At 44.0% G+C, this 23,473-nt stretch carries 25 protein-coding genes and 1 riboswitch; of the genes, 14 read left to right on the forward strand and 11 right to left on the reverse strand.

Translation table 11 applies throughout. The features are described 5' to 3' along the window. A partial coding sequence (locus F0229_RS21780) for a hypothetical protein (protein ID WP_241487277.1) occupies window positions 1–263 on the forward strand: 263 nt, incomplete at its 5' end. Window positions 264–398: 135 nt separating this feature from the next. Here F0229_RS21780 and F0229_RS10980 read toward each other — a convergent pair. Further along, the gene (locus tag F0229_RS10980) at window positions 399–923 is read right to left on the reverse strand and encodes a DUF3087 family protein (RefSeq protein WP_171732844.1); all 525 of its coding nucleotides are present in this window, start codon (window positions 921–923) and stop codon (window positions 399–401) included. Between the two features lie 256 nt (window positions 924–1,179). On the opposite strand from F0229_RS10980, the gene trmY reads away from it, so the two are divergent. Continuing rightward, a complete protein-coding gene (trmY, locus tag F0229_RS10985) occupies window positions 1,180–1,779 on the forward strand; it encodes a tRNA (pseudouridine(54)-N(1))-methyltransferase TrmY (protein WP_017061702.1) in 600 nt (199 codons plus the stop codon). Between the two features lie 102 nt (window positions 1,780–1,881). On the opposite strand, the gene F0229_RS10990 is transcribed toward trmY, so the two are convergent. Beyond that, the gene (locus F0229_RS10990; RefSeq protein WP_171732845.1) at window positions 1,882–2,982 is read right to left on the reverse strand and encodes a permease; all 1,101 of its coding nucleotides are present in this window, start codon (window positions 2,980–2,982) and stop codon (window positions 1,882–1,884) included. A 233-nt stretch (window positions 2,983–3,215) separates the two neighbouring features. Between F0229_RS10990 and F0229_RS10995 the strand changes: the two genes are divergently transcribed. Together F0229_RS10995 and sigZ are read left to right on the forward strand one after the other, a co-directional pair. Next, window positions 3,216–3,512: a helix-turn-helix transcriptional regulator gene (locus F0229_RS10995; RefSeq protein WP_004733042.1), complete on the forward strand. Its 297-nt coding sequence runs from the start codon at window positions 3,216–3,218 to the stop codon at window positions 3,510–3,512. Beyond that, on the forward strand, window positions 3,496–4,080 hold the full coding sequence (gene sigZ / locus F0229_RS11000) for an RNA polymerase sigma factor SigZ (RefSeq protein ID WP_171732846.1): 585 nt from the start codon (window positions 3,496–3,498) through the stop codon (window positions 4,078–4,080). Before F0229_RS10995 ends, sigZ begins: the two co-directional genes overlap by 17 nt. A gap of 120 nt (window positions 4,081–4,200) precedes the next feature. Here sigZ and F0229_RS11005 read toward each other — a convergent pair whose 3' ends face one another. After that, window positions 4,201–4,815 carry a YitT family protein gene (locus F0229_RS11005; protein WP_017065874.1) on the reverse strand — a complete coding sequence of 205 codons (615 nt, stop codon included), beginning with the start codon at window positions 4,813–4,815 and terminating at the stop codon, window positions 4,201–4,203. Window positions 4,816–5,211: 396 nt separating this feature from the next. On the opposite strand from F0229_RS11005, the gene F0229_RS21885 reads away from it, so the two are divergent. The 4 genes from F0229_RS21885 (at window position 5,212) to F0229_RS11025 (ending at window position 8,057) form a co-directional block, all read left to right on the forward strand. Continuing rightward, window positions 5,212–5,439 (forward strand): hypothetical protein, encoded by a 228-nt coding sequence (locus F0229_RS21885; protein ID WP_076668359.1) that lies wholly within the window; start codon window positions 5,212–5,214, stop codon window positions 5,437–5,439. Between the two features lie 15 nt (window positions 5,440–5,454). Next, window positions 5,455–6,666, forward strand: coding sequence for an MFS transporter (locus tag F0229_RS11015; protein WP_171732847.1), 1,212 nt, complete (start codon window positions 5,455–5,457; stop codon window positions 6,664–6,666). Window positions 6,667–6,890: 224 nt separating this feature from the next. Then, the gene (locus F0229_RS11020) at window positions 6,891–7,616 is read left to right on the forward strand and encodes a sulfite exporter TauE/SafE family protein (RefSeq protein WP_017083156.1); all 726 of its coding nucleotides are present in this window, start codon (window positions 6,891–6,893) and stop codon (window positions 7,614–7,616) included. Window positions 7,617–7,694: 78 nt separating this feature from the next. Beyond that, entirely contained in the window at window positions 7,695–8,057 is a 363-nt protein-coding gene (locus F0229_RS11025; RefSeq protein ID WP_017631586.1) for an MmcQ/YjbR family DNA-binding protein, read from the forward strand. Between the two features lie 54 nt (window positions 8,058–8,111). Here F0229_RS11025 and F0229_RS11030 read toward each other — a convergent pair whose 3' ends face one another. After that, window positions 8,112–8,858: a phosphatase PAP2 family protein gene (locus F0229_RS11030; RefSeq protein WP_171732848.1), complete on the reverse strand. Its 747-nt coding sequence runs from the start codon at window positions 8,856–8,858 to the stop codon at window positions 8,112–8,114. 386 nt (window positions 8,859–9,244) lie between these two features. Next, window positions 9,245–9,395, forward strand: a riboswitch (FMN riboswitch). 349 nt (window positions 9,396–9,744) lie between these two features. On the opposite strand from F0229_RS11030, the gene ribB reads away from it, so the two are divergent. Then, window positions 9,745–10,401 (forward strand): 3,4-dihydroxy-2-butanone-4-phosphate synthase, encoded by a 657-nt coding sequence (gene ribB, locus F0229_RS11035; RefSeq protein ID WP_004733029.1) that lies wholly within the window; start codon window positions 9,745–9,747, stop codon window positions 10,399–10,401. Window positions 10,402–10,802: 401 nt separating this feature from the next. Then, window positions 10,803–11,651 (forward strand): hypothetical protein, encoded by an 849-nt coding sequence (locus F0229_RS11040; RefSeq protein WP_171732849.1) that lies wholly within the window; start codon window positions 10,803–10,805, stop codon window positions 11,649–11,651. 130 nt (window positions 11,652–11,781) lie between these two features. Here the strand turns inward: F0229_RS11040 and F0229_RS11045 are convergent, their stop codons facing one another. Continuing rightward, entirely contained in the window at window positions 11,782–12,678 is an 897-nt protein-coding gene (locus F0229_RS11045; RefSeq protein WP_105057930.1) for a LysR family transcriptional regulator, read from the reverse strand. Between the two features lie 162 nt (window positions 12,679–12,840). Between F0229_RS11045 and F0229_RS11050 the strand changes: the two genes are divergently transcribed. Then, complete coding sequence (locus F0229_RS11050; protein ID WP_017067752.1) at window positions 12,841–13,479, forward strand: NAD(P)-dependent oxidoreductase; 639 nt, start codon at window positions 12,841–12,843, stop codon at window positions 13,477–13,479. Window positions 13,480–13,556: 77 nt separating this feature from the next. On the opposite strand, the gene F0229_RS11055 is transcribed toward F0229_RS11050, so the two are convergent. Beyond that, window positions 13,557–14,210: a cupin domain-containing protein gene (locus F0229_RS11055; protein ID WP_017064919.1), complete on the reverse strand. Its 654-nt coding sequence runs from the start codon at window positions 14,208–14,210 to the stop codon at window positions 13,557–13,559. 135 nt (window positions 14,211–14,345) lie between these two features. Then, window positions 14,346–15,113 (reverse strand): SDR family NAD(P)-dependent oxidoreductase, encoded by a 768-nt coding sequence (locus F0229_RS11060; protein ID WP_065584096.1) that lies wholly within the window; start codon window positions 15,111–15,113, stop codon window positions 14,346–14,348. A gap of 105 nt (window positions 15,114–15,218) precedes the next feature. Between F0229_RS11060 and F0229_RS11065 the strand changes: the two genes are divergently transcribed. Then, window positions 15,219–15,557: a helix-turn-helix domain-containing protein gene (locus tag F0229_RS11065; RefSeq protein WP_004733017.1), complete on the forward strand. Its 339-nt coding sequence runs from the start codon at window positions 15,219–15,221 to the stop codon at window positions 15,555–15,557. Window positions 15,558–15,620: 63 nt separating this feature from the next. On the opposite strand, the gene F0229_RS11070 is transcribed toward F0229_RS11065, so the two are convergent. Then, window positions 15,621–16,526: a LysR family transcriptional regulator gene (locus F0229_RS11070; RefSeq protein ID WP_136974130.1), complete on the reverse strand. Its 906-nt coding sequence runs from the start codon at window positions 16,524–16,526 to the stop codon at window positions 15,621–15,623. 210 nt (window positions 16,527–16,736) lie between these two features. On the opposite strand from F0229_RS11070, the gene F0229_RS11075 reads away from it, so the two are divergent. Beyond that, a complete protein-coding gene (locus F0229_RS11075; RefSeq protein WP_171732850.1) occupies window positions 16,737–17,456 on the forward strand; it encodes an SDR family oxidoreductase in 720 nt (239 codons plus the stop codon). Window positions 17,457–17,563: 107 nt separating this feature from the next. Here the strand turns inward: F0229_RS11075 and F0229_RS11080 are convergent, their stop codons facing one another. Together F0229_RS11080 and ompW are read right to left on the reverse strand one after the other, a co-directional pair. Further along, complete coding sequence (locus tag F0229_RS11080; RefSeq protein ID WP_171732851.1) at window positions 17,564–19,375, reverse strand: choice-of-anchor I family protein; 1,812 nt, start codon at window positions 19,373–19,375, stop codon at window positions 17,564–17,566. A 202-nt stretch (window positions 19,376–19,577) separates the two neighbouring features. Continuing rightward, on the reverse strand, window positions 19,578–20,228 hold the full coding sequence (ompW, locus tag F0229_RS11085; protein ID WP_017071378.1) for an outer membrane protein OmpW: 651 nt from the start codon (window positions 20,226–20,228) through the stop codon (window positions 19,578–19,580). Window positions 20,229–20,630: 402 nt separating this feature from the next. On the opposite strand from ompW, the gene glgC reads away from it, so the two are divergent. Further along, on the forward strand, window positions 20,631–21,851 hold the full coding sequence (glgC, locus tag F0229_RS11090; protein ID WP_171732852.1) for a glucose-1-phosphate adenylyltransferase: 1,221 nt from the start codon (window positions 20,631–20,633) through the stop codon (window positions 21,849–21,851). A gap of 121 nt (window positions 21,852–21,972) precedes the next feature. Here the strand turns inward: glgC and F0229_RS11095 are convergent, their stop codons facing one another. Further along, window positions 21,973–23,403, reverse strand: coding sequence for a YfcC family protein (locus tag F0229_RS11095; protein ID WP_171732853.1), 1,431 nt, complete (start codon window positions 23,401–23,403; stop codon window positions 21,973–21,975). Between the last annotated feature and the right edge of the window lie 70 nt (window positions 23,404–23,473).

Consider the following 23,473-nt stretch of genomic DNA (forward strand, 5'->3'; position numbering starts at 1 on the left):
CAATTTTGATTCCGAAGAATCTGTTTTATCTAACGATAAAACGTTTTGATATTCATCAACGAGTGCCCACACAGATTGATAGGTTTAAATTGTTAAAGAGCTTTGCTTATCGAAACTTTCTTTTTACAAAGAAACCCTTGAAAGCGGACGTGAATTCTAGCGATTTAATCTTAAGTGTCAAACACTTTTTAAAATTAATTTGTTTCGAACTTTCCGTCTTACTGATTACCGCTGAAGCCTTGTGGCGTCTGCCGTGTCAGTGAGGCGGCATTATAGAGATCATCGTAAACATGGCAACCCCTTTTTTGATAAAAATTCAAAAAAGTTGCTTAAGTGTCTACTTTTACGTCAAAAGCGTCTTTCACAGGTCAAAGCTCATACAATTACAGGCATATCACTTAAAATTTTGCGACTAAATCTTTCGAAAATACCTCTATATCTAGTTCAATACTCCATTTATCACTCAGCTCTACGATGTTATCTAGCGACTGCTGAACCGTTTTTATCGTCAACGTATTATTGTCTAGGTCGTATACCTGTTTTTGCGTAGTGTAATAGAAGTAAAGGATAGTCAGCGCGTCTCGGTCGCCTTGTTCCGCTTTTGGCTGAATGCGCTTGAGCTTACGATAGATTTGATTGTGGATTTTTTTCAGGTTCCAAACATAAAGCGCTTCTTTGAAATACTCATGCCCTTTCACTCGGCTTGCGATAAACGCATTCAAAGCGACAGATAAGATCACCCCAAGTACGTTCAAATGAAAGTTCCCTGTCGATTCACCAGTAATTGAAGTCGCCGAGCCAAACAATTCGATCAGAATGGTGCCGAATACAATTGCAAACAATGCAAGTGACCCAACTAATGGCACCAACAACAGGTTCATCTTCTTTCTATATTCTTCTTTATTAATCTTCTGTAACTTCACCGACAGCTTCCTTATGTAAGTCACTTTATAATTTTGCGCATACTATCTATGTAAACATTGGTTCGCTTCAACCCTTACCGTCTTGTAATGTGGTCATTCTCTATTTAATACTCAAAGTTCGCGGGTTGGTGCTAAGTGCAACTCCATTTGACTTCATTAATAGAAAAGAGTTACATACCGCCACAATTTTGGTTATTCATCAATTCATGTTGATAAAGTCCGTTTCGCTTTATCACATACTGACAAGGTACATTCCATGCGTTCATTTGTATTACGCGCTCGCGCAGCCCCTACAGAGAGCAAACTTATCTTAGAAGGTGTTGGGCAAGACGCTCATACTGAGATTCTGGCTCATACTCTGATGAACACGATCTTCGTTGCTCAATCTCACCGTGAGAATGTCACCGTGCATCTTGTGCTAGAAAGTACTAAAGACTTTTCACGTACCATTACATTCGATTCAAATGAAATCACCAACATTGGTGGCTTTCATGAATCGGCATTGTTATCAGCGGTAGTAAGAGCGGTTGATGCTTCTCAAGGTATGACCAAAGAGCAGACTCGTCAGGTTGAACCGGGAATCGTCGTTCGCACTATGAGCTTTGAAAAACTAGTCAAAGAACTGGCTGAAGACCACCAGCTGTACATGATGGATAAGAAAGGTGACTTTATCCGTGATGCAGAGATTGCTGAAAACCCATGTTTCCTTCTAACTGACCACATCCCTATGCCGAAGAAAAGCTACAACAGCTTAAAACGTCTAGGAACAGAGAAAATCAGTTTGGGTCCAAATATGCTGTTCGCTTCTCAGTGCGTCGTGTTGATCAACAATGAGCTAGATATTCGCGGTTTCTAGCCTCCGGACTGATAAGCTAAACAAAAAAGAGCTCAACTATGTGAGCTCTTTTTTATTATCTATCTCTTTGTATCAATGGTGTTATCTCGAAATCAGACCTGATTAACCAAAGATGAAGCTGTATAGGAAGCCTGCACCCATCGCCATGCTTAGGATAACGAATAGGAATGCTGCAATCATTTGGTTATTGAAGATTGATTTAAGCAGGATAACTTCCGTCAAACTTGCACCTGCACTACCAATGATCAATGCCATTACTGAACCCAACGCCATACCTTTCTGTACTAGAGCTGCACTTAATGGGATTACCGCTTCAGCACGAATGTACAGTGGAATACCAATCACGGCAGCTACTGGAATCGCATACCACATACCTTCACCAGCGTACTGTGCAATTAGGTCTGTAGGAATGAAGCCGTAGATGAATGAACCAATCGCGATACCCATCATTAGGTAAGGGAAAACTTGTTTGAAGTCTTTCCAAGTTGAGAACCAAATTCTCATCCAACGACTAGGTTCTTTCTTCTCTACGATTTCAGCTGTTGCGCTTCCATCCGCTGAACAGCATGAAACCGTTACTTGTGGCTCTTCTTTTTTAGAATCGCAGCAAGATGTCTCTTTTGCCATTACTGGTGCAGGTTCGCCACATGCACTTGTACCACATGAAGATTCCGCTTTAACCGGTGCTGCTTTCTTAGGATCAGAATCACCACAGCTAGTGCCACAGCTTGAAGCTGAACCTGTTGATTCATACGCTTCAGGTTTTACGTAACGCTCAAAGCCAAGCTTCTCAAGTGCGTAACCAGCCACTACAGACACCGTCATTGCTACAAGGAAGTAGAACACAGCAACTTGCCAACCGAAGGTAATCACAAACAAACCAATGATCACTGGGTTCAATAGTGGGCTACCAAATAGGAACACCATCATTGGACCGAAACCCGCTCTTGCACGCAGCAATCCTTTTAAGAAAGGAATGGTCGAACATGAACAGAAAGGTGTAATTGCACCCAGTAGTGCTGCTACTACATAACCCTTACCATTACGTGAGCTCAGGATAGATTGAATCTTTTCTGGTGTAAGGAACTCTTGAAGAATCCCAACAATGTAGCTGATCGCTAAGAAAAGGATAATTAGCTCTACTGCTAAGAAAGCGAACATATCAAGTGCGTCTTTCAGCATTGTTAACATTTCATTGCTCATAATTAACTCCAAACTGGATTGAAGGTCGGGCTCTATGAGAAAAGTAACCAACCCTTAATTTCGAATATTCTCGAATTATAGAAATAAACAGCTCCAGAACAAGCATTATTTCGATAAAAATCGAAATGATTTTCGAAAACACAGTTTTTCAATAACTTACACAGACACCGTTTTTAAATTTGAATTCGACATACATTTCGACTAAAATCGAAATTAAATCTTGAGGAGTTAATATGAACTTAGAAGTCGTTGCGAAAGCACTTAAAGAGTTGGGGCACCCTATTCGCCTAACCATTTATAAGAGTGTCGTTAAAGCTGGCTACCAAGGCATTGCAGTTGGCGGCCTACAAGAAGAGCTAGGCATTCCCGGTTCTACCTTGTCTCACCACATATCAAGCTTGGCGTCTGCGGGCCTAATCAGCCAAAGACGAGAAGGAAGAACTCTATTCTGCGTGGCGGAGTATGAGTGCCTAGAAGGTGTGATTGATTTCTTACAAGACGAATGTTGCGTAAATGAACAGTGCAACTAATGCACCTTTGAAGCTCGAACAAGTCTGGGCCGAGTATCAGCAAGCATTAAAGTCATTCCTGCATTCAAAGGTCAACAACTCTGCGGATGTAGACGACTTGCTCCAAGATATCTTGATTAAGACCTATCAGAACTTAGATAAGGTACAAGATGCTAGCAGTGTTAAGGCTTGGCTGTTCCAGTTAGCCAACAACACCATTATCGACTTCTACCGTAAGCATGCACGCCAACAACGTGATAGCCAAATTGATGCTGAAGATCTGTGGTTTACCGATTTAGACCACGACTCTGAATTTAAGCAGAAACTTTCATTGTGTATTGAACCTTTTATTCAGGCATTGCCAGAACAAAGTTCATCGCTACTGCTTGCGGTCGACATCAAAGGCCAAAGCCAAAAAGAGATCGCAGAAGCGCAGAACGTCAGCTATTCAACGGTTAAATCCCGCGTGCAAAAAAGCCGTGCTGATCTTAAGAACCTGTTTGAAGAGTGTTGTAACTTGTCCCTTGATCAACAAGGCAATGTGATTGATTGCGAGCTTAAGCCGAACGACAGCTGCGGCAAGTGTTAATCGTTACATCGAATCCGTTATTTCAATAGAACAAAGCCAGCAATTAATGCTGGCTTTGTTGTTTTCATAATCTGCAAATCACTCTTTACTTAAGCAAATCTAGAGCTTGAGCGAACCGAACTATGCTGCTTCCGCTTTTACCACAGGTTGATAGCGCCCCGGTTTATGATTCATTGCTAGAATCAAGTTGGTGACTATCGCACCAAGCACAGACAGAAGAACCAATGACACATCAACAATGAACAGAGAAAGCACAACAATCGTGCAGTCTAATGCCATCTGAACCTTACCTGCTCGAATTCCAAAACGTTCTTGTAAGAACAACGCCAGAATGTTGAAGCCACCTAAGCTCATCTTGTGACGGAAAATCACCAGCATGCCGGTACCAATCAAGCCACCACCAAGTAAAGCTGCATACAATGCATGAATTTCGGCAATTTGAATCACGTGATACAAGTGATCCACGGCGAACGAAACAATCGAAACCGCGATAAACGTATTGATTGTGAAGCGCCAGCCCATACGAGCAACCGACAAAATATAGAAAGGTAAGTTAAGTGCGAAGAATACTTGGCCAAAGCTCAAATCTGTTACTTTGGTAATGAAGATCGCTAGACCAGCCGTGCCCCCGGTGAGCAAACCGACTTGGTTGAAAAAGATAACGCCGAGTGAAACCAATGCGCTACCTAAGATCAGTGCCAGTAAGTTTTCGCGAAGATTATGATCTTTATCCATGTGAATGACTCTCCCTGAATCTTTTAACATCGCGTTTCAGTAGTCTTGAAACGATTTATGCCCAAATTTACGATGTTTAACAGATAAGTCGAGTGAACGAGCAATGTTGCTTAGTGATTAGTTTGTATATTAGTTTTTACAGCTTTGTGAAACTTTAAATTAAACAGCTAGTTATAAGCCTTAATTTAGACTTTCATTCTTAATTAGATACTTGTTTCTATTAACTAACGAGCTTCAAGTTTTCTTATTTATTGAGCGCGTTTTATACCAATTCCAATCAAGCGACAATCTATGCATAAAACGCATAGACTACATCACAAATGGTCATTTGATACATACCCGACTCATCACTATGATGCGCGACTTCTTACAACATTGAGCGCATGTCAACACCGTATGTTTTCACAATCTCTTTTTGCCCAACTTGCCAGAATGACGTTATTCCTCGTCATTAGTTTGGTTATTGTGCATCACAGTCAGCCATTGATTGATCTCTTGGCTCAGCATGCCGTAAGCAGTGGTTGCCACCAGCAGTCAGGGCATGATCATTCTGGGCACGAACATCACCATGAGATGACTGACCAACACATGTCAGCGCAAGACCACTCACATCACCACCATTAATTTAAGAGTATTAGAATGAGCATTCTCCGTTTTCCTTTACTGGTATGGCTAGGGATAGGCACACTTATTATCAGTCTAGGGATCAGACAATCATTCGGCATTTTCATGATGCCAATTTCAGAGCATTTCGGCACGGGTCGAGAGTTTTTCAGCTTCTCTATTGCTCTACAAAACTTATTGTTCGGTGTGTTCCAACCTTTTGTTGGTATGGCCGCTGACAAATGGGGAGCAAGACGCATAATTATTGCTGGCGCATGTGCTTACGGTTTGGGTTTACTTCTTACCTCAATTTCTACCGAATCGAGCATGCTTTACGTTTCGTTAGGCGCACTGGTTGGTCTTGGCTTGAGTGCGACAAGTTACGTGATCGTGCTTGGCGCAGTAGCGAAAGTTGTACCAGCAGAGCACGCGGCTAAGGCGTTTGGCTTAACCACTGCTGCAGGTTCATTTGGTATGTTCGCGGTAATTCCGGGCGCACAATACATGCTGAATGAATTTGACTGGCAGAGTGCGATGCAAGTGTTTGGCGTACTGTGTTGTTTGATGATCTCTTTTGCGCTGTTCATGCGAGCGCCTAAAGCAGCCTCAAACAAACAAGCGCAAGCTGAAGAGAACCAAACACTCAAAGAAGCGTTGTCTGAAGCGTTTGCTCACAAAGGTTACTGGTTGATTCACGCGGGCTTCTTCGTGTGCGGTTTCCACGTAATGTTTATCGCAACGCACTTACCGAGCTATTTAGCAGATAAAGACCTACCCGCGAGCAGCGCTGCAATGGCACTGGCTTACGTTGGCATCTTCAACATCTTCGGATCTTACTTCTGGGGTGTAATGGGCGACAAGTTCAGCAAGCGCCACGTTATGTCTGCACTGTACTTAGTGCGTACTGTAGTTATCAGCGCGTTTGTCACTCTACCAGTGACTGAATCAACCGCGGCTATCTTCGGTGCAGCAATTGGTTTTTGTTGGTTGGGTACAGTACCGCTAACGTCAGGCTTAGTTCGCCAAATCTTTGGTGCTCGTTATCTATCGACTTTATATGGCTTGGTATTCTTCACTCATCAAGTAGGTAGTTTCTTAGGTGCTTGGGTTGGTGGTCGTATTTACGATTACTACGGATCTTACGAGCCAATTTGGTGGTCAACGGTGGTATTGGCATTTGCAGCAGCGCTTATCCATTTACCAATCAATGACAAGCCGATTGAGCGACTGAAATTGGCAATGGCTTAACGTTTAACGCTGACTCCCCCACTAGCGTAAACAACAAGTCGTTCCAATAAAGCGAGTGAGTATTGAAGGGAAACATCCTGATATACTCACTCGCTTTTTTGTTAGTCACTATTTCACCAATTAAAACGGTCGATATTTGCATAAACCTCACTGAATAATAAGACTATCCTTTTCGTTTTAATTTATAGTATCCACTCGCTCCTTTAAAACTAATCCGCAGGCTTATGGAATACATAGATCAGACTGTCCTTATCGCAATGGCACTCATTTTTGCTGGCTCATTTGTGCAAACCGCAATCGGCTTTGGTTTGGCCATTGTTGCAGCCCCACTGCTGTTTTTGGTTTCACCAGACTATGTACCTGCGCCTATCTGCTTGGTTGGCCTGTTTATCTCTTTATTCAACGCCTTTAAACACCGTGCAAACATTTCTATTGGCGGGTTAAAAATCGCATTGCTGGGCCGCATTCCAGGCTCACTGGCAGGCGGAGCATTATTGGTGATGGTTTCAACGAGCGTGTTGTCATTGTGGTTGGGCTTATTGGTGGTATTTGCCGTGATTGTTAGCCTACTGCCATTCAGGCTCGAACCAACCCCAATCAAGATGGGTATTGCAGGGTTCTTCTCTGGGTTCTTTGGCACCAGTTCTGGTATTGGTGGCCCACCGATGGCACTGCTACTCCAACACCAAGATGCCAATCAGCTTCGTGGTAACCTTTCTGCGTTTTTCGTGTTTAGTTCGATCATTTCGTTGGTTGTACAGATCCCAATTGGCTTCTTCACGCTACACCACTTGATCATCACTATACCTTTGCTGCCTGCTGCTTGGTTGGGTTACAAAGTGGCGTTAATGACGACACAAAGCATCCCTAAAGAGAAGATACGCATTGGTTCATTACTGCTATGTTCTCTCAGTGGCTTTACGGCAATCTGGCAGGGTTTAGCTGGCTAGTTATTGGCGATAAAGACCGAAAAAGACATCTTAGAAAACCAACACAGTTCAAACTCCCAATAGATAAAAGGACGCTCTATGACTTACGACGAATTCAATGCATTCTGCGAGTCACTGCCTGCAACCAGTTATGTGATGCAGTGGAATAACTCGCACGTTTGGAAAGTGGGTGGCAAGGTGTTTGCGATTGGTGGTTGGGGACCGAAAGATGAGCCTGCATTTATCTTCAAGGCATCCGATCAGAACTTCGATTTTCTGAAAGAGGAACCCGGTTATAAACCTGCTCCCTACTTTGCTTCGCGTGGTATGAAATGGATTCAGCTGTTTGAAAGCACGCCAGAAAGGGATGAGGAGCTGAGATACTACCTCACTGAGTCACACCGAATTGTGTCCTTAGGTCTAACCAAAAAGAAACAAGCAGAGCTAGGGCTCAATCAATAACGTTTATTACGTACTGCTACGTCTGAGCCCTTCTTTTACAGTGAGGAAGGCGCCCTAAGAAGTCTGTTTCAAAAATGCAGGTAAATAGCGTTCTATTTTTTGCTCTGAGATAAGCGGCACCAATAAATAGATCAAACCCGCAAAGGCAATAGATCCGGCTAAGTCTTCTGGTCGATGCATGCCAAGCCAAACACGGCTATAGGCGACACCACCAGCCCAAACCAGTAAACCGCCGACTAGATAAAAGCGTTTCGCCTCTAGGAGAAGACCACCAAAGAACGCCAAACACACACCGACGAAAATCATATGTCCAGATGGGAAAGAGTAGTCGGTTTCACCCAACCAGTGACGCGTTCGCCACTCGCTCACCTTATCTTGTACAGACTCAATCGCAGCATTCTTTTCAACCAATGGTAATTCGTAAAACACTTCCGGCATATCAACCACTTCCTGCGTCACCAAATACTCAGAATAAGGACGAGGGCTCTCAGTGGAATGCTTTAAGAAGGTTTTCGCTGCAAAGCTAAGCACCAACAACAAGCCGAGCTGCAGACAAAGACTGACTAACTTAGCTTTGGAAAACTTCATCGTGAACAATACTAAAGACAAAATCACTAGCGTTACCAAGAATCCTTGATTGCCCGCAGAGTAAGTCACAAACGTTATGAAGGCGCCATAGAAAGGCAAAACAGCACTTCCAAGGTCGAAGTCAGATCCAAAGATCAAAAAGGGTATGAGGGAATACAAACTTAGAACGAGCAGTAATAAGCCTTTGGATTTGTTAGAGAACAGAGAAGTCATGGCTAAGATCTTTTAGATAAAGTGGTCGGATGCTATCGCAGCTTAGCATCGTCAATATCAATTTTATGTCAAAACGGTCAGTCAGCCGTCATGGTGTAACAATATTCGATTAATGGACCTCTTGAGTATTGATTCGGTGAACAGCCACACCAGCACCAATAATGTTCAACATCCATTTATGTTCATAGAGATAGCAAAAACCACTGAAACCAGACGAGACAAAGGCATCATCCCACTAATAGACTACCGGACGCGTTCTGCTGATAAAGTGAACACTTACCGGATTATAAGGCCAGAATCTTAAAAACTTTGCTGTCAGTCCTTTAAATCCACTATTGAAAGGATTACCATCTGGTCTGCTTTCAAAAGCAAAACAGATTATTAATTTTTATTCTCAGGGCGGGGCGAAATTCCCCACCGGCGGTATGTCCTTAGCAAAATCTAAAGATAAGCCCGCGAGCGCTCGATTCGTCGAGGTCAGCAGATCTGGTGAGATGCCAGAGCCGACGGTTATAGTCCGGATGAGAGAGAATGAAAACACACTCGTTTAAGTTGGAAAGGCGTACCCGCGTGAGTTGGGTTCGTATCTCCAACTTAGGCGGGTGCATTTCGTTTTGGATAAAACCATAATGAGCTAATACCAATCACAGTAAATAAATGATCAGAGATAGCGCAGGAAAAACGCTTGAGAACAAGGCAAAATTTTTCGATAAGTAGTTATTCTACAGTCAAAAATTCTAACGCCGTTATCAAGGGTTTTAACCAGCTAGAATGACCAGTTGTTTACTACGATTGGTACAAGCTACTTGTAATGAGTAGGCTTTGTTGTGCTCGGTTGAGATCCCTCATACAGCCCTGATTCTGGTGATATTTTAGGAGTTTAACCATGAATCAGTCTTCACTACTTGCCGAATTTGGCGAACCAATCACTCGCGTTGAAAACGCACTGCAAGCTCTACGCGAAGGTCGTGGCGTACTTCTACTTGACGATGAAGATCGTGAGAACGAAGGCGACATCATCTACTCAGTAGAACACCTAACCAATGCTCAAATGGCGCTTATGATCCGCGAATGCAGCGGCATTGTGTGCCTGTGTCTAACTGACGAGCAAGCGAACCAACTTGAACTTCCACCTATGGTTGTTGATAACAACAGCGCAAACCAAACTGCGTTTACCGTAACTATCGAAGCGAAAGTTGGCGTAACAACAGGTGTTTCTGCCGCTGACCGTGTAACAACGATCAAGACAGCTGCAAATCCAACAGCTAAGCCTACTGACCTTGCTCGCCCTGGCCACGTATTCCCATTGCGTGCTCGTAAAGGTGGAGTACTGGCTCGCCGCGGCCACACAGAAGGTACAGTGGATCTTATGCAAATGGCTGGCCTTCAATCTGCCGGTGTACTGTGTGAAGTAACAAACCCAGACGGCACGATGGCAAAAGCGCCAGAGATCGTTGCTTTCGGTAAAATGCACAACATGCCAGTACTGACCATTGAAGATATGGTGATGTACCGCACTGAGTTCGACCTTAAGCTTGCATAACGTTTAGTTCAGTCCTCAATGCTAAACACTTAGCATTTAGCATTGAAGGTAACTAAACTCAGAAATGAATATTGAAAGGCCTCACTCTTACTACTTTTTCTAGTTAAAAGTATATAGAGGGTGAGGCCTTTTTAATTTCCGTATTTTGAGACGAGCTAGAGATTGATCGCCGAAGTGCCCCTACCTATCGAAACCTCCCCAGCCTAATCACAAGAAAAGCGTAACCTCTCAAAAAATTCTGCAAAATATGAGAAAAATTCACTCGAATGGTGAAGTCATGCACCATTATTGAACATCCATAAATAGAGAAAAAACATAAGCAATTGAAATTTAACAATTATATATTTTGGCACGGTGTCTGCACTACCACTAAGTAGGTATACAGATATTAGGAGTAGAATATGTTTGTAGTTATTTCAGTGGGTTTATCCCTATTAGTACTTTCCGCCCTGTATCATTTCTCAAGGAAGAGACAAACAGCGCTATCACACCGGTTCGAAACCTTAGTTTTGCTCAGAGAGCTATTGTTGTTATCACGTAAACATCGCGCTGCAACGCATTACGCTCTGGCGTATAAATTGTCTAGCGACTCGATTCGTAAAGTGAACGAGATTTACGACAACATACTTGAGGTATCTGAGCTGCTTCAATCCCATGTGTCGTTTGACAGCCGCCCTATGTATCGCATCTATCACCTCAAGCTCATCGCTATGCACAGCGACTGGCAAAACCGTAGCTTGGTGCGTAACCAATCGATTCATGGCAAAACAATTCGCCATAGCATGTTCTTGATGGATGAAGTAATGATCATCTGGCTAATTCAGTCTGAGCGTGAAGACATGAGCCGTGAGTACCACATGAATTGGCAACAGATCTTAGATTGCATGGAGATCCTGACCAAATTACGAATGTGTATCCCTGATATGGAGAAGCCTGAGGAGTATTTGAGATTCAAATTCTACGCCTCTCAGACACACAGAAAACTCAACCAGTTATCGATTATCTGCCCTCTTAGTAGTGGGTCACCGGTTTGTACGCGAGCGATGCATGCACTCTCAGAGATCGCATCAAGTAACGAAGCGACCCAACCGGCAGATAGCATGTACGAATTAACCAGTGATATCTCTAGCGTCGTGTCGCAAGTTTACGACCAAGTATTATCCGACATTACGAGAAGCTTGTATCAGCCTTTACCAGACATCAACGAAAAGGTGATAAATACCCGATTATCCGTACACCATTACATGTAAAGACTTCGTGAGAGGAGAGCGTGCTGGAACTCTGAATTATTGAGTTCAAATCCGATATCACCATTGATATCGGATTTTTGTATTTATGGGCTTTTAATTTTTGTCGCTATGTATCATTGCCTATGAAGTTTCAAACATCACCGGACTTGATATCGCTAGCCCAAGCTTGTGCCGCAAAATCAATAAACTGACGAACAACCGGAAGCTGATAGCTGCGAGACAAATACACCGCCCACAGCACACTACTCGGTGAAACAAACTCATCCAATATTCGTATCAATTTGCCATTCGCAATCAGTGGGTTGGCTAAGTCACAAGGTAAACGAACTACCCCTTTCCCGTGCTGTGCGGCGCGAGTTAGCACTCCAACATCATTAGCCTTGATAGTGCCAGACACCTCAACTGAATAGTGTTGATTGTCCTTAACAAAATCCCACTTAGAAACATTCAAGTGACGAAAACAATTGTGTTGTCGAAGCGCCTCGACCGTTTCAGGTTCACCATGTTTGTCTAAGTAGGCTTGCGAGGCACACACCACTGAATCAATAACCATTAGCTTTCGTGCAATCAAACTATCATCAGGTTGATCGGTATAACGAAGTGCAATATCGATCCTCTCATCCACCAGCTGAGTAAAGCGGTCTGAGGCAAACAGTTCGACCGTGATATTAGGGTGGCGCTCGGTGAACTGTTCGACCACATCCAACAACATGTGCTGAGTTAAACCAATCGGAGCTGCAATTCGAATGGTTCCAGAAAGATCATCGGTTTGATTGAGTGAAGTAACTTCTAGCTCAGCGGTCTCATGGAGGATCTTCTCACAGCGCTGCAGAGCGATTTCCCCTGCCGCGGTTAAGCTCACCTTTCGAGTCGTCCTATGTAATAGCCTCTGCTTCAGCCACCCTTCTATCTCTTGAACATGACGTGAAACCTGCAACCGACTCATGTCCAAATGCTCAGCTGCTTGGGTGAAGCTGGCACAATTCGCAACTTCGACAAAGCTACGCATTGCCGTCAACCTATCCATCACACTCTCCTTGAACTATTTCGCAGCTAATCGAATCTTATTAGATCACTATATAGATACAATCTACATCATTTTATGATATTTATCGCAACCTAGTGAGCTATTAGACTGCAATGGCTGTCGAGAAACAGACTCAATAAATTAGATAATTGGAGAGACATTATGAAAATTGCAGTATTAGGTGCATCAGGTTGGATTGGTAGTCACATCGCTCAAGAAGCTCAAGATCGCGGACACGAAGTCGTTGCTGTTGTAAGAGATGCAAGCCGTGTAGAGATTAGCGATGTTGAGGTTCGTTCATTTGATTTACAAGATGAAGCCGCAAGTCTAGCAAACGCACTATCCGGCGTTGATGCAGTCATTACTTCGATTGGCGGACGTGCTCTGGGTAATCACGACATCGTAAAAAACACTGCGACTAAATTGCTGGCAACATTACCGAGCATCGGTATCGATCGCCTACTTTGGGTTGGCGGAGCTGGCTCATTAGAAGTAGCGCCAAACGTACCGCTAGTGACTGTCCCTGACTTCCCTGCGGATTACAAAAACGAAGCGCTAGCACAGGGCGAAGCTCTTGAAGTGTTCAAGCAATCTAATAGCGAAGTTAACTGGACGTTCGTTAGCCCTGCCGCAGAAATATTCCCGGGCGAGAAACTATCGACCTACCGCACTGGTGGCGATCAACTGCTCACCGACGAAGATGGTAACAGCAAAATTTCAGTCAGCGATTACGCTATTGCGATGATTGATGAACTCGAAGCTGGCAAATTCCCACGCCAACGTATTGGTGTTGCGTACTAGTCAGATCATATATAAAAACTAAAAAAAGCCGCTTGTTCAAAACAATGCGGCTTTCTCATCTTTTACTGAGCATTCCTTTAATCCAATGGCAGATGCCCTGTTTTCACTAGGATAACCGTCTCTTCTTCCACATAAGGAAAATGCTCACTCATGTGTGGGCTGCGCATCCATGTGTGTTTTGGATACTCACCATGTTCGTCTTTAAAGGTGCCAGAAAGTACAAATATCTCTTCACCGCCAAAGTGGCGATGCGGCTGAAAACGTTCGCCAACCGGCCACTTCACTAACGCGACATGCTCGTGTTCGAACTCATGCAGTGGCATCACTTGTAAGCCGCCAATACCCTGAAGCCATTCTGTTTCCAAAGTATTAATACGAACTTGAGTTAAGTCTCTCGCGTCAAACTGGTTGAGCTTAACCAAGATCGTACAGCCATTTTTGCTGGATGGGGAATGCGCGCTGCCCGGCGGATTACGGATATAAGTGCCTGCTGGGAAATCTCCGGTTTCATCAGAGAACACACCCTCTAATACGAAGATCTCTTCACCTTGCGGATGTGGGTGCTCAGAAAACGAAGAGTCAGGATCGTACTTCACCACGCTGGTCGTGTGGCCCGATTCTTTCTCTTCTCTTTCAAGTGGCTTACGCCAAACCCCTTTAGCAGGGCTTGCGACCCAATCTAATGTCTCGGTTTCTATAACCAGTCTCTTTGAAAAGTCCATATTGAACATAATGGCGACCTTACTCTTGTTATCGTTTTAATTATTATTGTTGTCTTTCTCGTTTCTATTCTACGCGAATACTGATCAAGGAGGCTATCTCGCTGCTATTTTGCCTGCGCGATAGCCACCTAAAAAGAATCCTAATTAATTGCGGCCAGCAATCACTCCGCCATCAACATCCCAGATTGCACCCGTTACCCAATCTGCACTGTCTGACAGTAGGAAAGAGATGCTATTAGCGATGTCTTTCGGCAAACCTACTCGACCAATAGGATGGAACGCGTTGAAGCCTTCTAGCGCTTGATCCACTTCTTCAGGTTTGATGAAAGATTCGTAAATCGGCGTTTTAACAACAGCAGGAGAAACCGCATTCACGCGAATGTTGTAGTCCGCAAGCTCCATCGCCATGTGCTGTGTTAAAGCGTGCAAGCCAGCTTTTGCCATTGAATACGCAGAGGATGGTGTCGCTCTAATAGCTTGTTTGGCCCACATAGAGCCTACATTTACCACGTTTCCGCCACCGTTTTTGATCATCAACTTGCTGACAGCTTGAGTGATGAAGAAGGTTGCTTTATTGAGCTGCATGTATTGCTCGTAATCAGATTCTTGGTGTTCAATAAACGCTTTAGGGTTGAAGTAACCAGCCGCATTCACAAGGTAACCAATACCTTCTTCGAGCGACTCTAAATGCGTAATAAGACGAGACACACTTGCATCATCATAAAGGTTAGCTTGCCAGCCTGAAGCATGACCGAGCGATTGCAGCTCTGACACCGCTTTATCTAACTTAGTTGGGTTATTGCCGACCACCAACACATGGATGTTTTGAGCGACTAACTGCTTCGCTGTTTCAAAGCCCATACCACTTGTGCCACCGATTACTACTGCAATACCATTTTTAGTGAAGTTCATTTTGTTATCTCCTAAGTCATGTGAACGTGGTAATCTTAGGCTTTGAACTAACACTATGAATAGTAAGTACAAATCAGTTAGGTAGGTACTTATTGGTACATCTTTATGAAAAATCAGGAAAACTTTTTTTCAAGAAAATCAGCACCAGAGCGCTCAGCTCGCATGGTCGAAACCATCTACGGCTGTAAATGGTCGCTAACGGTTTACCAATTACTGGCAAATGGCATTAATCGCCCCGGTGAAATGGTGCGCTCAGTAGAAGGGCTATCTACAAAGGTATTGAATGAATGTTTGAAGCGAAATGTAGAATTTGGAATTTTAGACAAGCAAATGTTCAACGAACTACCACCAAGAGTTGAATACCAAGTGACGCCGTTCGGCGAGAAGTTCTTGTTGATTCTAGACCAGCTGGAAAACCTACAAAACGAAATCGACGAGATGTAAGTTTGAGCCAGTCCAACTATTGCCAAAAACAGCAGACAGAAAAAGGAAGGCAACAAGCAGCACTTAGCTCACTGGCATTTGCTCAAAGCGACCTTTTACAAAATCAATGAAGGTTCGAATTCGGCTCGGTTGATAGCGGTCTCGATGATAGATCGCTGAAAAGTCCACTTTCGGCACTATCCACTCATTAAACACCTGCTCCAATTGCCCATCATTGATCTCTTGCAAGCAATAGATGGTTGGTACACGAATAATTCCGTTGCCCGATTTCGCGCCCTGTACTAACACTCGCCCATTCTTACATTGCAGCCTACCCGTAACATGAACATCGACTGTTTTCTTGGTGTCATCCAAAGCTTGAAAGCTCCACTTACGCACAGACCCCGTTAAGCAGTCATGGTGAATGAGATCTTTAGGATGGTTTGGCTTTCCTTTGCGAGCAAAATATTCAGGGCTTGCGAGCGTTCCCATCTCGATGTCCAAAAGCTTTCTCGCGATAAAGCCCGCATCTTCAAGGCTTCCCATACGAAATGCGATATCGAACGCGTCTTCAATCAAGTCGACTCGGTTACTACTGAAATCAAGGCTGATGCTGATGTCTGGGTAGAGTTGCATGAACTCATTGACCAGATCCGCGATGATCACCTCGCCCAGATAACCGCCAACACAGTTTACTTTTATGTCGCCACGTACTTCTTCGACGTCATCCACAGCAGCAATCAAGGCTTGGTCTATATTATCTAAGGCTTGTTCACATCTCGCGTACAGATCTTGCCCTGCGTGAGTCAACCTTAAGGTTCGAGTGGTGCGGATAAACAGTGTCACACCCATCTGCTTTTCTAGGCTGCTCACTTGGCGTGATACGTGGGAACGAGACACATCCAACTCCTCCGCCGCTTTGGTGAAATTACCTAAACGAGCGATCAGCACGAAAGAACGAATATCAGACAGGTTAATTTGATTGAGCATGGCCGCCAGCTTACTAGTGAGGTTATGAGATAGACACTTTTATTGTTGCACCACAGCAACAGTGTTTCAAGTAAAGCGCTATATATCAACAATTCTATTTTCCTTAATATACCTCCATCGCAACGAAGCAAGGCAACAAGCACTTGATTCGAATGCACTTAAACAACCCGTCGTAGCCAACCGACGCAATAAAAGTACAGAGGAAATAAAATGAAAAAACTAATCGTAATTACAGGTGCAAGCTCTGGTATTGGTGAAGCAATCGCTCGTCGTCTAAGCGATGAAGGTCACCCTCTGCTACTTTTAGCTCGTCGTGTTGATCGCCTTGAAGCGCTGAATCTACCAAACTCACTGTCAGTAAAAGTAGACGTAACAGACAAAGCGTCTTTTGATGCAGCAATCGCACAAGGTGAAGAGAAGTTTGGCCCTGTAGATGCACTTATCAACAATGCTGGTGCAATGCTTCTTGGTCAAATTGATACTCAAGACGCACAAGAGTGGAAGACAATGTTCGATGTAAACGTGATTGGTCTTCTAAACGGCATGCAGTCTGTACTTGCTCCGATGATGGAACGCAACACAGGTACTATCATCAACATCAGCTCTATCGCAGGTAAGAAAACATTCCCAAGCCACGCGGCTTACTGTGGTACTAAATTCGCGGTACACGCTATCTCTGAGAACGTTCGTGAAGAAGTGGCGGCATCAAATGTTCGTGTTACTACTATCGCACCGGGTGCTGTAGAAACAGAACTTCTATCTCACACAACATCTCAAGAGCTCAAAGACGGTTACGACTCTTGGAAAGAAGACATGGGTGGCGTATTGGCAGCTGACGATATCGCTCGCGCTGTATCATTCGCTTACCAACAACCACAGAATGTATGTATCCGTGAGATTGCTCTAGCACCAACTAAGCAACAGCCATAGGCCTTTGCCATCGCTAATAAATAAGCGATGAACTAAAAAAGCGCCACGACTTAACAAGTCGTGGCGCTTTTGTTTTGATTCAATCTAATTGCTAGTAAGAAGCGTGATTAAAACTCAACGCGGTAAACTGACGTGCTACCACTCACTTCGTTGCCAACCGCAATAAAGTGGTTACCAGAACGAGTGAAATACTTGATTGATTCTGGACCTAAATCACCCGCTTTAGCGTTGTAAGTCTCGTTGTCGCAATCACCGTCTTCATCAACCTTAGTGCACACTGGCTGAGTAAAGTCGCGATTGTTCAAGTAGCTGATGAAACTTGCGTTTTTAGGCTGTGTTACGTCGTAAACCATGATGCCACCTTGGCGCTCAAGTCCAATAAAGGCATAGTGCTTGCCGTTGATCTCCGCCACTTCGATCGCTTCAGGTTCTACGCCTTTATCATCACTACGATCGTCACCGCTTTGGTTGTTATCATTGGTGCTGTTGAAGCTTGCAGGATCTTGCTCAAGTACGATTCGAGCAAAATCATCGCCGCTATCAAACACTAGCTCGCCTGACTCATCCCAGATAGAGAACGAGCGGCTGCCGAATGCTTGAACCTTTTGGTCAGCAGCGAGTGTCCCTTGTGGCTTAATCACTTTAAGACGTGCAAGTTGCTTGTTGTCTTTCAATGCGCCATCTAATGGGTGGTTAGCGTCAATATCTAACTTCTTGCCGCGTACTTCATCGACATAAGCGATACAAAAGTCTTTTTCTGTGGTGTAGTTTTCGGTGCCTTGATAATCGTCACCGTCCCACTCAAAACCTTTCTCATCACACATTTCTTGCGTAGTCTTGATGCCATATTCACGACCATCACCTTCGTTCGCAGTCACGATGTAGGTGTTGCCATCAACACTGTAGCTAGTGATGCTATCTGGCATGTAGAGGCCTTCTAACATCGCGTAGCTTTGCAGATTACCGATATTTTTGTCTTTGTTTGACGCATCTAGCTTAGCGTTATCCCAAGGCTTGCCGCCTAGTCCAAGAATCGCATCCACATGTGCACTCGCCACATCAATCGCTGCCAACGCGTTGTTCTCTTGGAGGGCAACGTAGAGTTTTCCGTTATCCGCAAATGTTAGGTATTCCGGTTCAAGATCTTGAGCAACCGTTGCATTCGGCGCAGAGATTCGAACCTTGTCGGTTAGCTCTGCATGGCGAAGCTGACCTTGATTGAATGCCTTGAAATCAATCTGAGTGACTGTCGCTTGCAAAGGACCATTGGTTAAATCCACCAGCGTTACTGAACCTTCAGGATCAATGCTGTAATCCGCATTCGGCTCACCTTCATTTGCAGAGGCAATGTAGCGACCATCTTTCGAGAAGCTCACCATGTCCGGTAATGCACCAGCCGTATAAGTAGTAATCAGCTCTAACGTGTCTGAACGATAAAGGGCAATGATGCCGTTTTGTTGCTTGTCAGCATTTTCAATCGCGACAGCAACTAATCCTTGATGAGTCGACACACTGTTCGCTGCACCAATATCAATACCAGAAGCTGCAGCCGCTGATTGAAGATCAATCGAACCCGAAGATGTTGGTTCGCTAGCTGAGTTCATTGATAAAACATCAACTTTCTGAGCTTGAGCGTTCACAACATAAAGCTTGTCGGTACATGAATCGTAGCTGACGATTTCGGCTGCAGAAGTATCAAACGGGGCGTCGGCGATTGAACGGCCAACTAGGCTGATTCCGGTTACCTCAGCATTGGAAGCGCTTGGCTGCTCGATGGATTGGCATTGAAGGCTAAAAGCATCAAGTGATGTTTGAGATGGCGTAGCAGTCGTTGGTGATGTTGGTTGAGAACAGCCTACTAGAGCAGAACTTACCGCGATAGGCAGTAATAATGTCAGCTTATTAAATTTACGATTCATATATCCTCCATAATTTGAATCGCGATCATAGAGGGCTGTTATGACACTTATCTTTCCCTTTTATTAACAATAAATGACGACAATAAATAACTTTTACCCATAGCAACAGAAAGTTAATGCGAACAACCTATTAACAAGTAAGCAAAAAAAAGCGCCCAATCTGGCTGATGCTTGAGCGCCTTTAGTAAACTGTATAGGGAGATTAGAAGTTGTAACCACCACCAATCATGAATACCCATGGGTCGATATCAACGTCTGTTGAGTACTGGTTACCCGCTGTATCTTTATACTTTGCAGTTGTATCTATATCTGCATACCAAATAGATGCATTTAGGAACCAGTCTTCATTGATCATGTAATCCACGCCAATATTTGCTGCAAGCCCCCAAGAGTCATCAAGAGACAAATCACGTAGTTGAGCGTCTTTACCAGTTCCGTTAAATTTTTCATCAAAGAAGAACGTGTAGTTAATACCTGCACCTACATAAGGGCGAATTTCACTGTTCGCTTCACCAAAGTAGTACTGAACCATAAGTGTAGGCGGAAGGTGTTTAACATCTGCAATATCACCTAGTCCAAGTAAATCAGTAGATACCGTATGTGAAAATGGTGTTGCTGCAAGAATTTCTAAACTAACGTTATCAGTGAACATATAGCCAAATGTTAGGCCAAGTTGAGTATTTGAATCTACAGATAGCTCAGAACCTGGTGAGTTTAGTACATCACCACTGCTGTCGTTTGGAGATACCATTGCTGCACCTGCACGGATGATGAAATCACCTTCTTTATGAGCAAGAACATTGGTTGACATAAGAGCCGCAATAACCGCAATACCACATACTGTTTTTTTCATTATAATTTCCTTTTGGGGGGCTTAATCTTTATTGGTGAATGAGTAATCATTTCTTATTTTGCGTGCAAGGTATCATAGAATAACCCTACTTTATTGATGGAAATCAATTTGTGAAAAGTTGTGATTATTTATGTAAATTTATATCGAGCCGATCACTTTATTCCTTCATTTTATTGACAGTTTTGTAATGCGACTTTTCCGTGCGTCATTTTGTTAATCCAAACAATTCACTCTATTCGGATCTTTTTTGGATCAAAATAGAGCAAGCCAATATCTCACGCGCATCATTTTGGTGCAGAACAACAAGAATCAATCTCGCCTCGTATAATATTCAATGAGTTACATTTGGCTTAGTGCTTGCAAGTCTATGTTAATAATCATAAATACATTGAGGTTCTGACTATGCAAGACACTCTAACAATCGTTCTGGCCGGCGGTGTTGGCTCTCGGCTTTCTCCCCTCACCGATAACCGTGCAAAACCTGCGGTACCTTTTGGTGGCAAATATCGAATCATCGATTTCACACTCGCGAACTGCCTGCACTCCGGACTTCGCCAAATTCTGGTGCTAACTCAGTACAAGTCTCACTCTTTGCAAAAACACTTACGTGATGGTTGGTCGGTGCTTAACCCCGAGCTCGGCGAATACATCACCAATGTTCCCCCACAAATGCGAACCGGTGATAGCTGGTACAGCGGTACTGCCGATGCGATTTATCAAAACTTGTATCTGCTGTCTCGCAGTGAAGCCAAGCATGTGGTGGTGTTATCTGGCGACCATATCTATCGCATGGATTACGCGCCAATGCTCAAGCAGCACAAAAAGAACGAGGCCGACCTAACCGTGGCGTGCATGGAGGTTTCGATTGACGAAGCTAAAGAGTTTGGTGTGATGGAGATAGACGAGTCTCTAGAGATCAATAACTTTACCGAGAAGCCACGTTACCCTGCATGTGTACCTGGTAGGCCGACTCGAAGCATGGCTTCAATGGGAATTTACATCTTTGATAAAGAAGTACTGACACAGGCATTATTGGCAGACGCAGAAGATCCAGACTCAAGCCACGATTTTGGTAAAGACATCATTCCGAAATTGGTGGGCAACAACAGTGTTTACGCATACAAGTTTGGGGATGAAGAAGGCCGAGTGACCCAAGATGCGTACTGGAGAGATGTTGGTACTATCGACTCTTATTACCAATCCAACATGGACCTGTTAAAGCCAGCTTCGCCTATCGATTTATATCAACCTGATTGGGCGATTCGTACTTACGAACCGCAGCTGCCACCCGCACGAACCATTGCTTCAGTTGAAGGTAATCAAGGAATATTCATCAACTCGATGATAGCGAATGGCGTTGTAATTGAAGGCGGCTCGGCGCAAAACTCAATCTTCTTCCCGAAAGTGAAAGTCAGCAATGCCGCGATTGTGATTGATAGTATTCTGTTTGAAGATGTTGAGATTGGAAAAAATTGCCACATACAAAACTGCATCATCGATAAGAACGTTAAGGTGCCAGATGGAACCCAGATCGGTGTTGATGGCCTTGCCGATGCGAAACGCTTCCACATATCAAAACAAGGCGTGATTGTGGTGCCCTCTTCTTACCAATTTGAAGAGTAACCTTTAACGTTGGAATAGCTTTTCTTTAAACGAAAAAAGGCAGCGAATTCGCTGCCTTCTTATTTATTCACACGGCTTCAGTTAAGCCTTAGCTATCCATGTATTCGATTAAACAGAAACCTTAGAAAGGCCCTAGCTCAATCATTTGAGCAATCACAACTGAAATCAAAGCGCCTACCGACCAGAACAAGAACAGTGGTAAGAAGAAACGAACCCACTTGGTGTAAGGCACTTTTGCAATAGCCAATACCGCTAACAAGCCACCATTGGTTGGGTAAATATAGTTAGAAATACCATCACCCAATTGAGAAGCCAGTGCAGCCACTTGGCGAGTCACTTCACCAATATCTGCCAATGGAATAATGATTGGCATGGTAATCACCGCTTGGCCACTGCCCGACGGAATGAACAGGTTGATCGCAGCCTGCGAGAAGTAGATCCCTGCTGCTGCCACAAGTTTAGAGCTACCAGAAATGATTTGTGCAAGATAGAAGATAATAGAATCAACAATCTTCGCGTCTTCCATAATGGTTAGCACTGAACGAGCAAAGAAGATGATCAACACAGCAACTAATACATCGCTGACACCTTTAGTCCAATATTCACAAATCTTGTTAGGAGACAATCCTGCCACCAAGCCAGGAATGATCGCCATTGCCACAAACGCACCTGCGATCTCAGTAAAGCCAAAGCCCATCGTCAGAGTACCGAAGATCATGTATGCGAACACGCCTAAGAATGCGATGCCCGCAAGCTTTTCACGTGTGGTGAGTGTTTTCGCTTCAACGTTAGATTCGTAGTGGTAACCCGTACCGTGCAACAAACCTTTGGTCGGGTCTTGCTTAACTTTGCGCGCGTAGTTAAGTACATACCAAGCACCGGTCAGCAGCATAAACATGCCGACAATAAAGCGATACCACATGCCTGAATACAAAGGCAGCTCAGCGATAGTATGTGCAATACCCGTGAAGAATGGGTTTGCCAACGCCGCAGCAAAACCTGCACAACTTGCCAGTAGAACAACGCCTAACGCTGTAATCGCATCGTATCCAAGCTTGATACAGATCGGAATCATCAATGAGATGAAAATAACATCCAGTTCACGCATACCGGTGAAGGTCACGTTGAAGAAGATCGCCGTCATGATCACTGGCGCGATCACATATAAGCCTTGTTTCTTAAGCTTAGTGGTGAGCGCAACAACCGATGCGTCCAGCAGACCCATGTGTTTGATGATACCGAAAGCACCACCAACAAATACCACAACACCCATCACGCCAGAAGCGGATTTGAAGCCTTTAAAAAATGATTCGAAAAAAGAGGTTAATGTTGTTGGGTTGCTTGCTAATAGTGTATAGCTGTCTGGGTCGATCACCGTGCGGCCATTCATAACCACTCGTTCAAACTCGCCTGCAGGGATAAAGTAGGTTGCGATTGCTGCAACGATAACCATGATGACTAAGGAAAGAAATGGATGGTTTACTTCTTTCTCTGTCGAAGCTGTATTACCAGCTGGAGATGTAGGTACGGATGTAGATACCGTAGACGTCATATAGACGCCTTACTTGTCAGAAACCAAGTAATACTTGGCGCCAGAGGGATTTTTGGAAAAACGAAACCCT

Origin of the sequence: Vibrio sp. AIC-3 (genome assembly GCF_013114515.1) — a bacterium.
In the GTDB taxonomy this organism is placed as follows: domain Bacteria; phylum Pseudomonadota; class Gammaproteobacteria; order Enterobacterales; family Vibrionaceae; genus Vibrio; species Vibrio crassostreae_C.

Bases quoted from the DNA above. Each gene is read 5' to 3' on its own strand.
- F0229_RS10990 (WP_171732845.1), bottom strand. From the start codon at position 2,982: ATGAGCAATGAAATGTTAACAATGCTGAAAGACGCACTTGATATGTTC.
- F0229_RS11030 (WP_171732848.1), bottom strand. From the start codon at position 8,858: ATGACTTCTCTGTTCTCTAACAAATCCAAAGGCTTATTACTGCTCGTT.
- F0229_RS11060 (WP_065584096.1), bottom strand. From the start codon at position 15,113: ATGAACTTCACTAAAAATGGTATTGCAGTAGTAATCGGTGGCACAAGT.
- F0229_RS10995 (WP_004733042.1), top strand. From the start codon at position 3,216: ATGAACTTAGAAGTCGTTGCGAAAGCACTTAAAGAGTTGGGGCACCCT.
- sigZ (WP_171732846.1), top strand. From the start codon at position 3,496: ATGAACAGTGCAACTAATGCACCTTTGAAGCTCGAACAAGTCTGGGCC.
- F0229_RS11045 (WP_105057930.1), bottom strand. From the start codon at position 12,678: ATGGATAGGTTGACGGCAATGCGTAGCTTTGTCGAAGTTGCGAATTGT.
- F0229_RS11065 (WP_004733017.1), top strand. From the start codon at position 15,219: ATGAAAAATCAGGAAAACTTTTTTTCAAGAAAATCAGCACCAGAGCGC.
- F0229_RS11070 (WP_136974130.1), bottom strand. From the start codon at position 16,526: ATGCTCAATCAAATTAACCTGTCTGATATTCGTTCTTTCGTGCTGATC.
- F0229_RS11040 (WP_171732849.1), top strand. From the start codon at position 10,803: ATGTTTGTAGTTATTTCAGTGGGTTTATCCCTATTAGTACTTTCCGCC.
- F0229_RS11075 (WP_171732850.1), top strand. From the start codon at position 16,737: ATGAAAAAACTAATCGTAATTACAGGTGCAAGCTCTGGTATTGGTGAA.
- F0229_RS11050 (WP_017067752.1), top strand. From the start codon at position 12,841: ATGAAAATTGCAGTATTAGGTGCATCAGGTTGGATTGGTAGTCACATC.
- F0229_RS11055 (WP_017064919.1), bottom strand. From the start codon at position 14,210: ATGTTCAATATGGACTTTTCAAAGAGACTGGTTATAGAAACCGAGACA.
- trmY (WP_017061702.1), top strand. From the start codon at position 1,180: ATGCGTTCATTTGTATTACGCGCTCGCGCAGCCCCTACAGAGAGCAAA.
- glgC (WP_171732852.1), top strand. From the start codon at position 20,631: ATGCAAGACACTCTAACAATCGTTCTGGCCGGCGGTGTTGGCTCTCGG.
- F0229_RS11095 (WP_171732853.1), bottom strand. From the start codon at position 23,403: ATGACGTCTACGGTATCTACATCCGTACCTACATCTCCAGCTGGTAAT.
- F0229_RS11020 (WP_017083156.1), top strand. From the start codon at position 6,891: ATGGAATACATAGATCAGACTGTCCTTATCGCAATGGCACTCATTTTT.
- ribB (WP_004733029.1), top strand. From the start codon at position 9,745: ATGAATCAGTCTTCACTACTTGCCGAATTTGGCGAACCAATCACTCGC.
- F0229_RS11015 (WP_171732847.1), top strand. From the start codon at position 5,455: ATGAGCATTCTCCGTTTTCCTTTACTGGTATGGCTAGGGATAGGCACA.
- F0229_RS11080 (WP_171732851.1), bottom strand. From the start codon at position 19,375: ATGAATCGTAAATTTAATAAGCTGACATTATTACTGCCTATCGCGGTA.
- F0229_RS11025 (WP_017631586.1), top strand. From the start codon at position 7,695: ATGACTTACGACGAATTCAATGCATTCTGCGAGTCACTGCCTGCAACC.
- F0229_RS21885 (WP_076668359.1), top strand. From the start codon at position 5,212: ATGTTTTCACAATCTCTTTTTGCCCAACTTGCCAGAATGACGTTATTC.
- ompW (WP_017071378.1), bottom strand. From the start codon at position 20,228: ATGAAAAAAACAGTATGTGGTATTGCGGTTATTGCGGCTCTTATGTCA.
- F0229_RS11005 (WP_017065874.1), bottom strand. From the start codon at position 4,815: ATGGATAAAGATCATAATCTTCGCGAAAACTTACTGGCACTGATCTTA.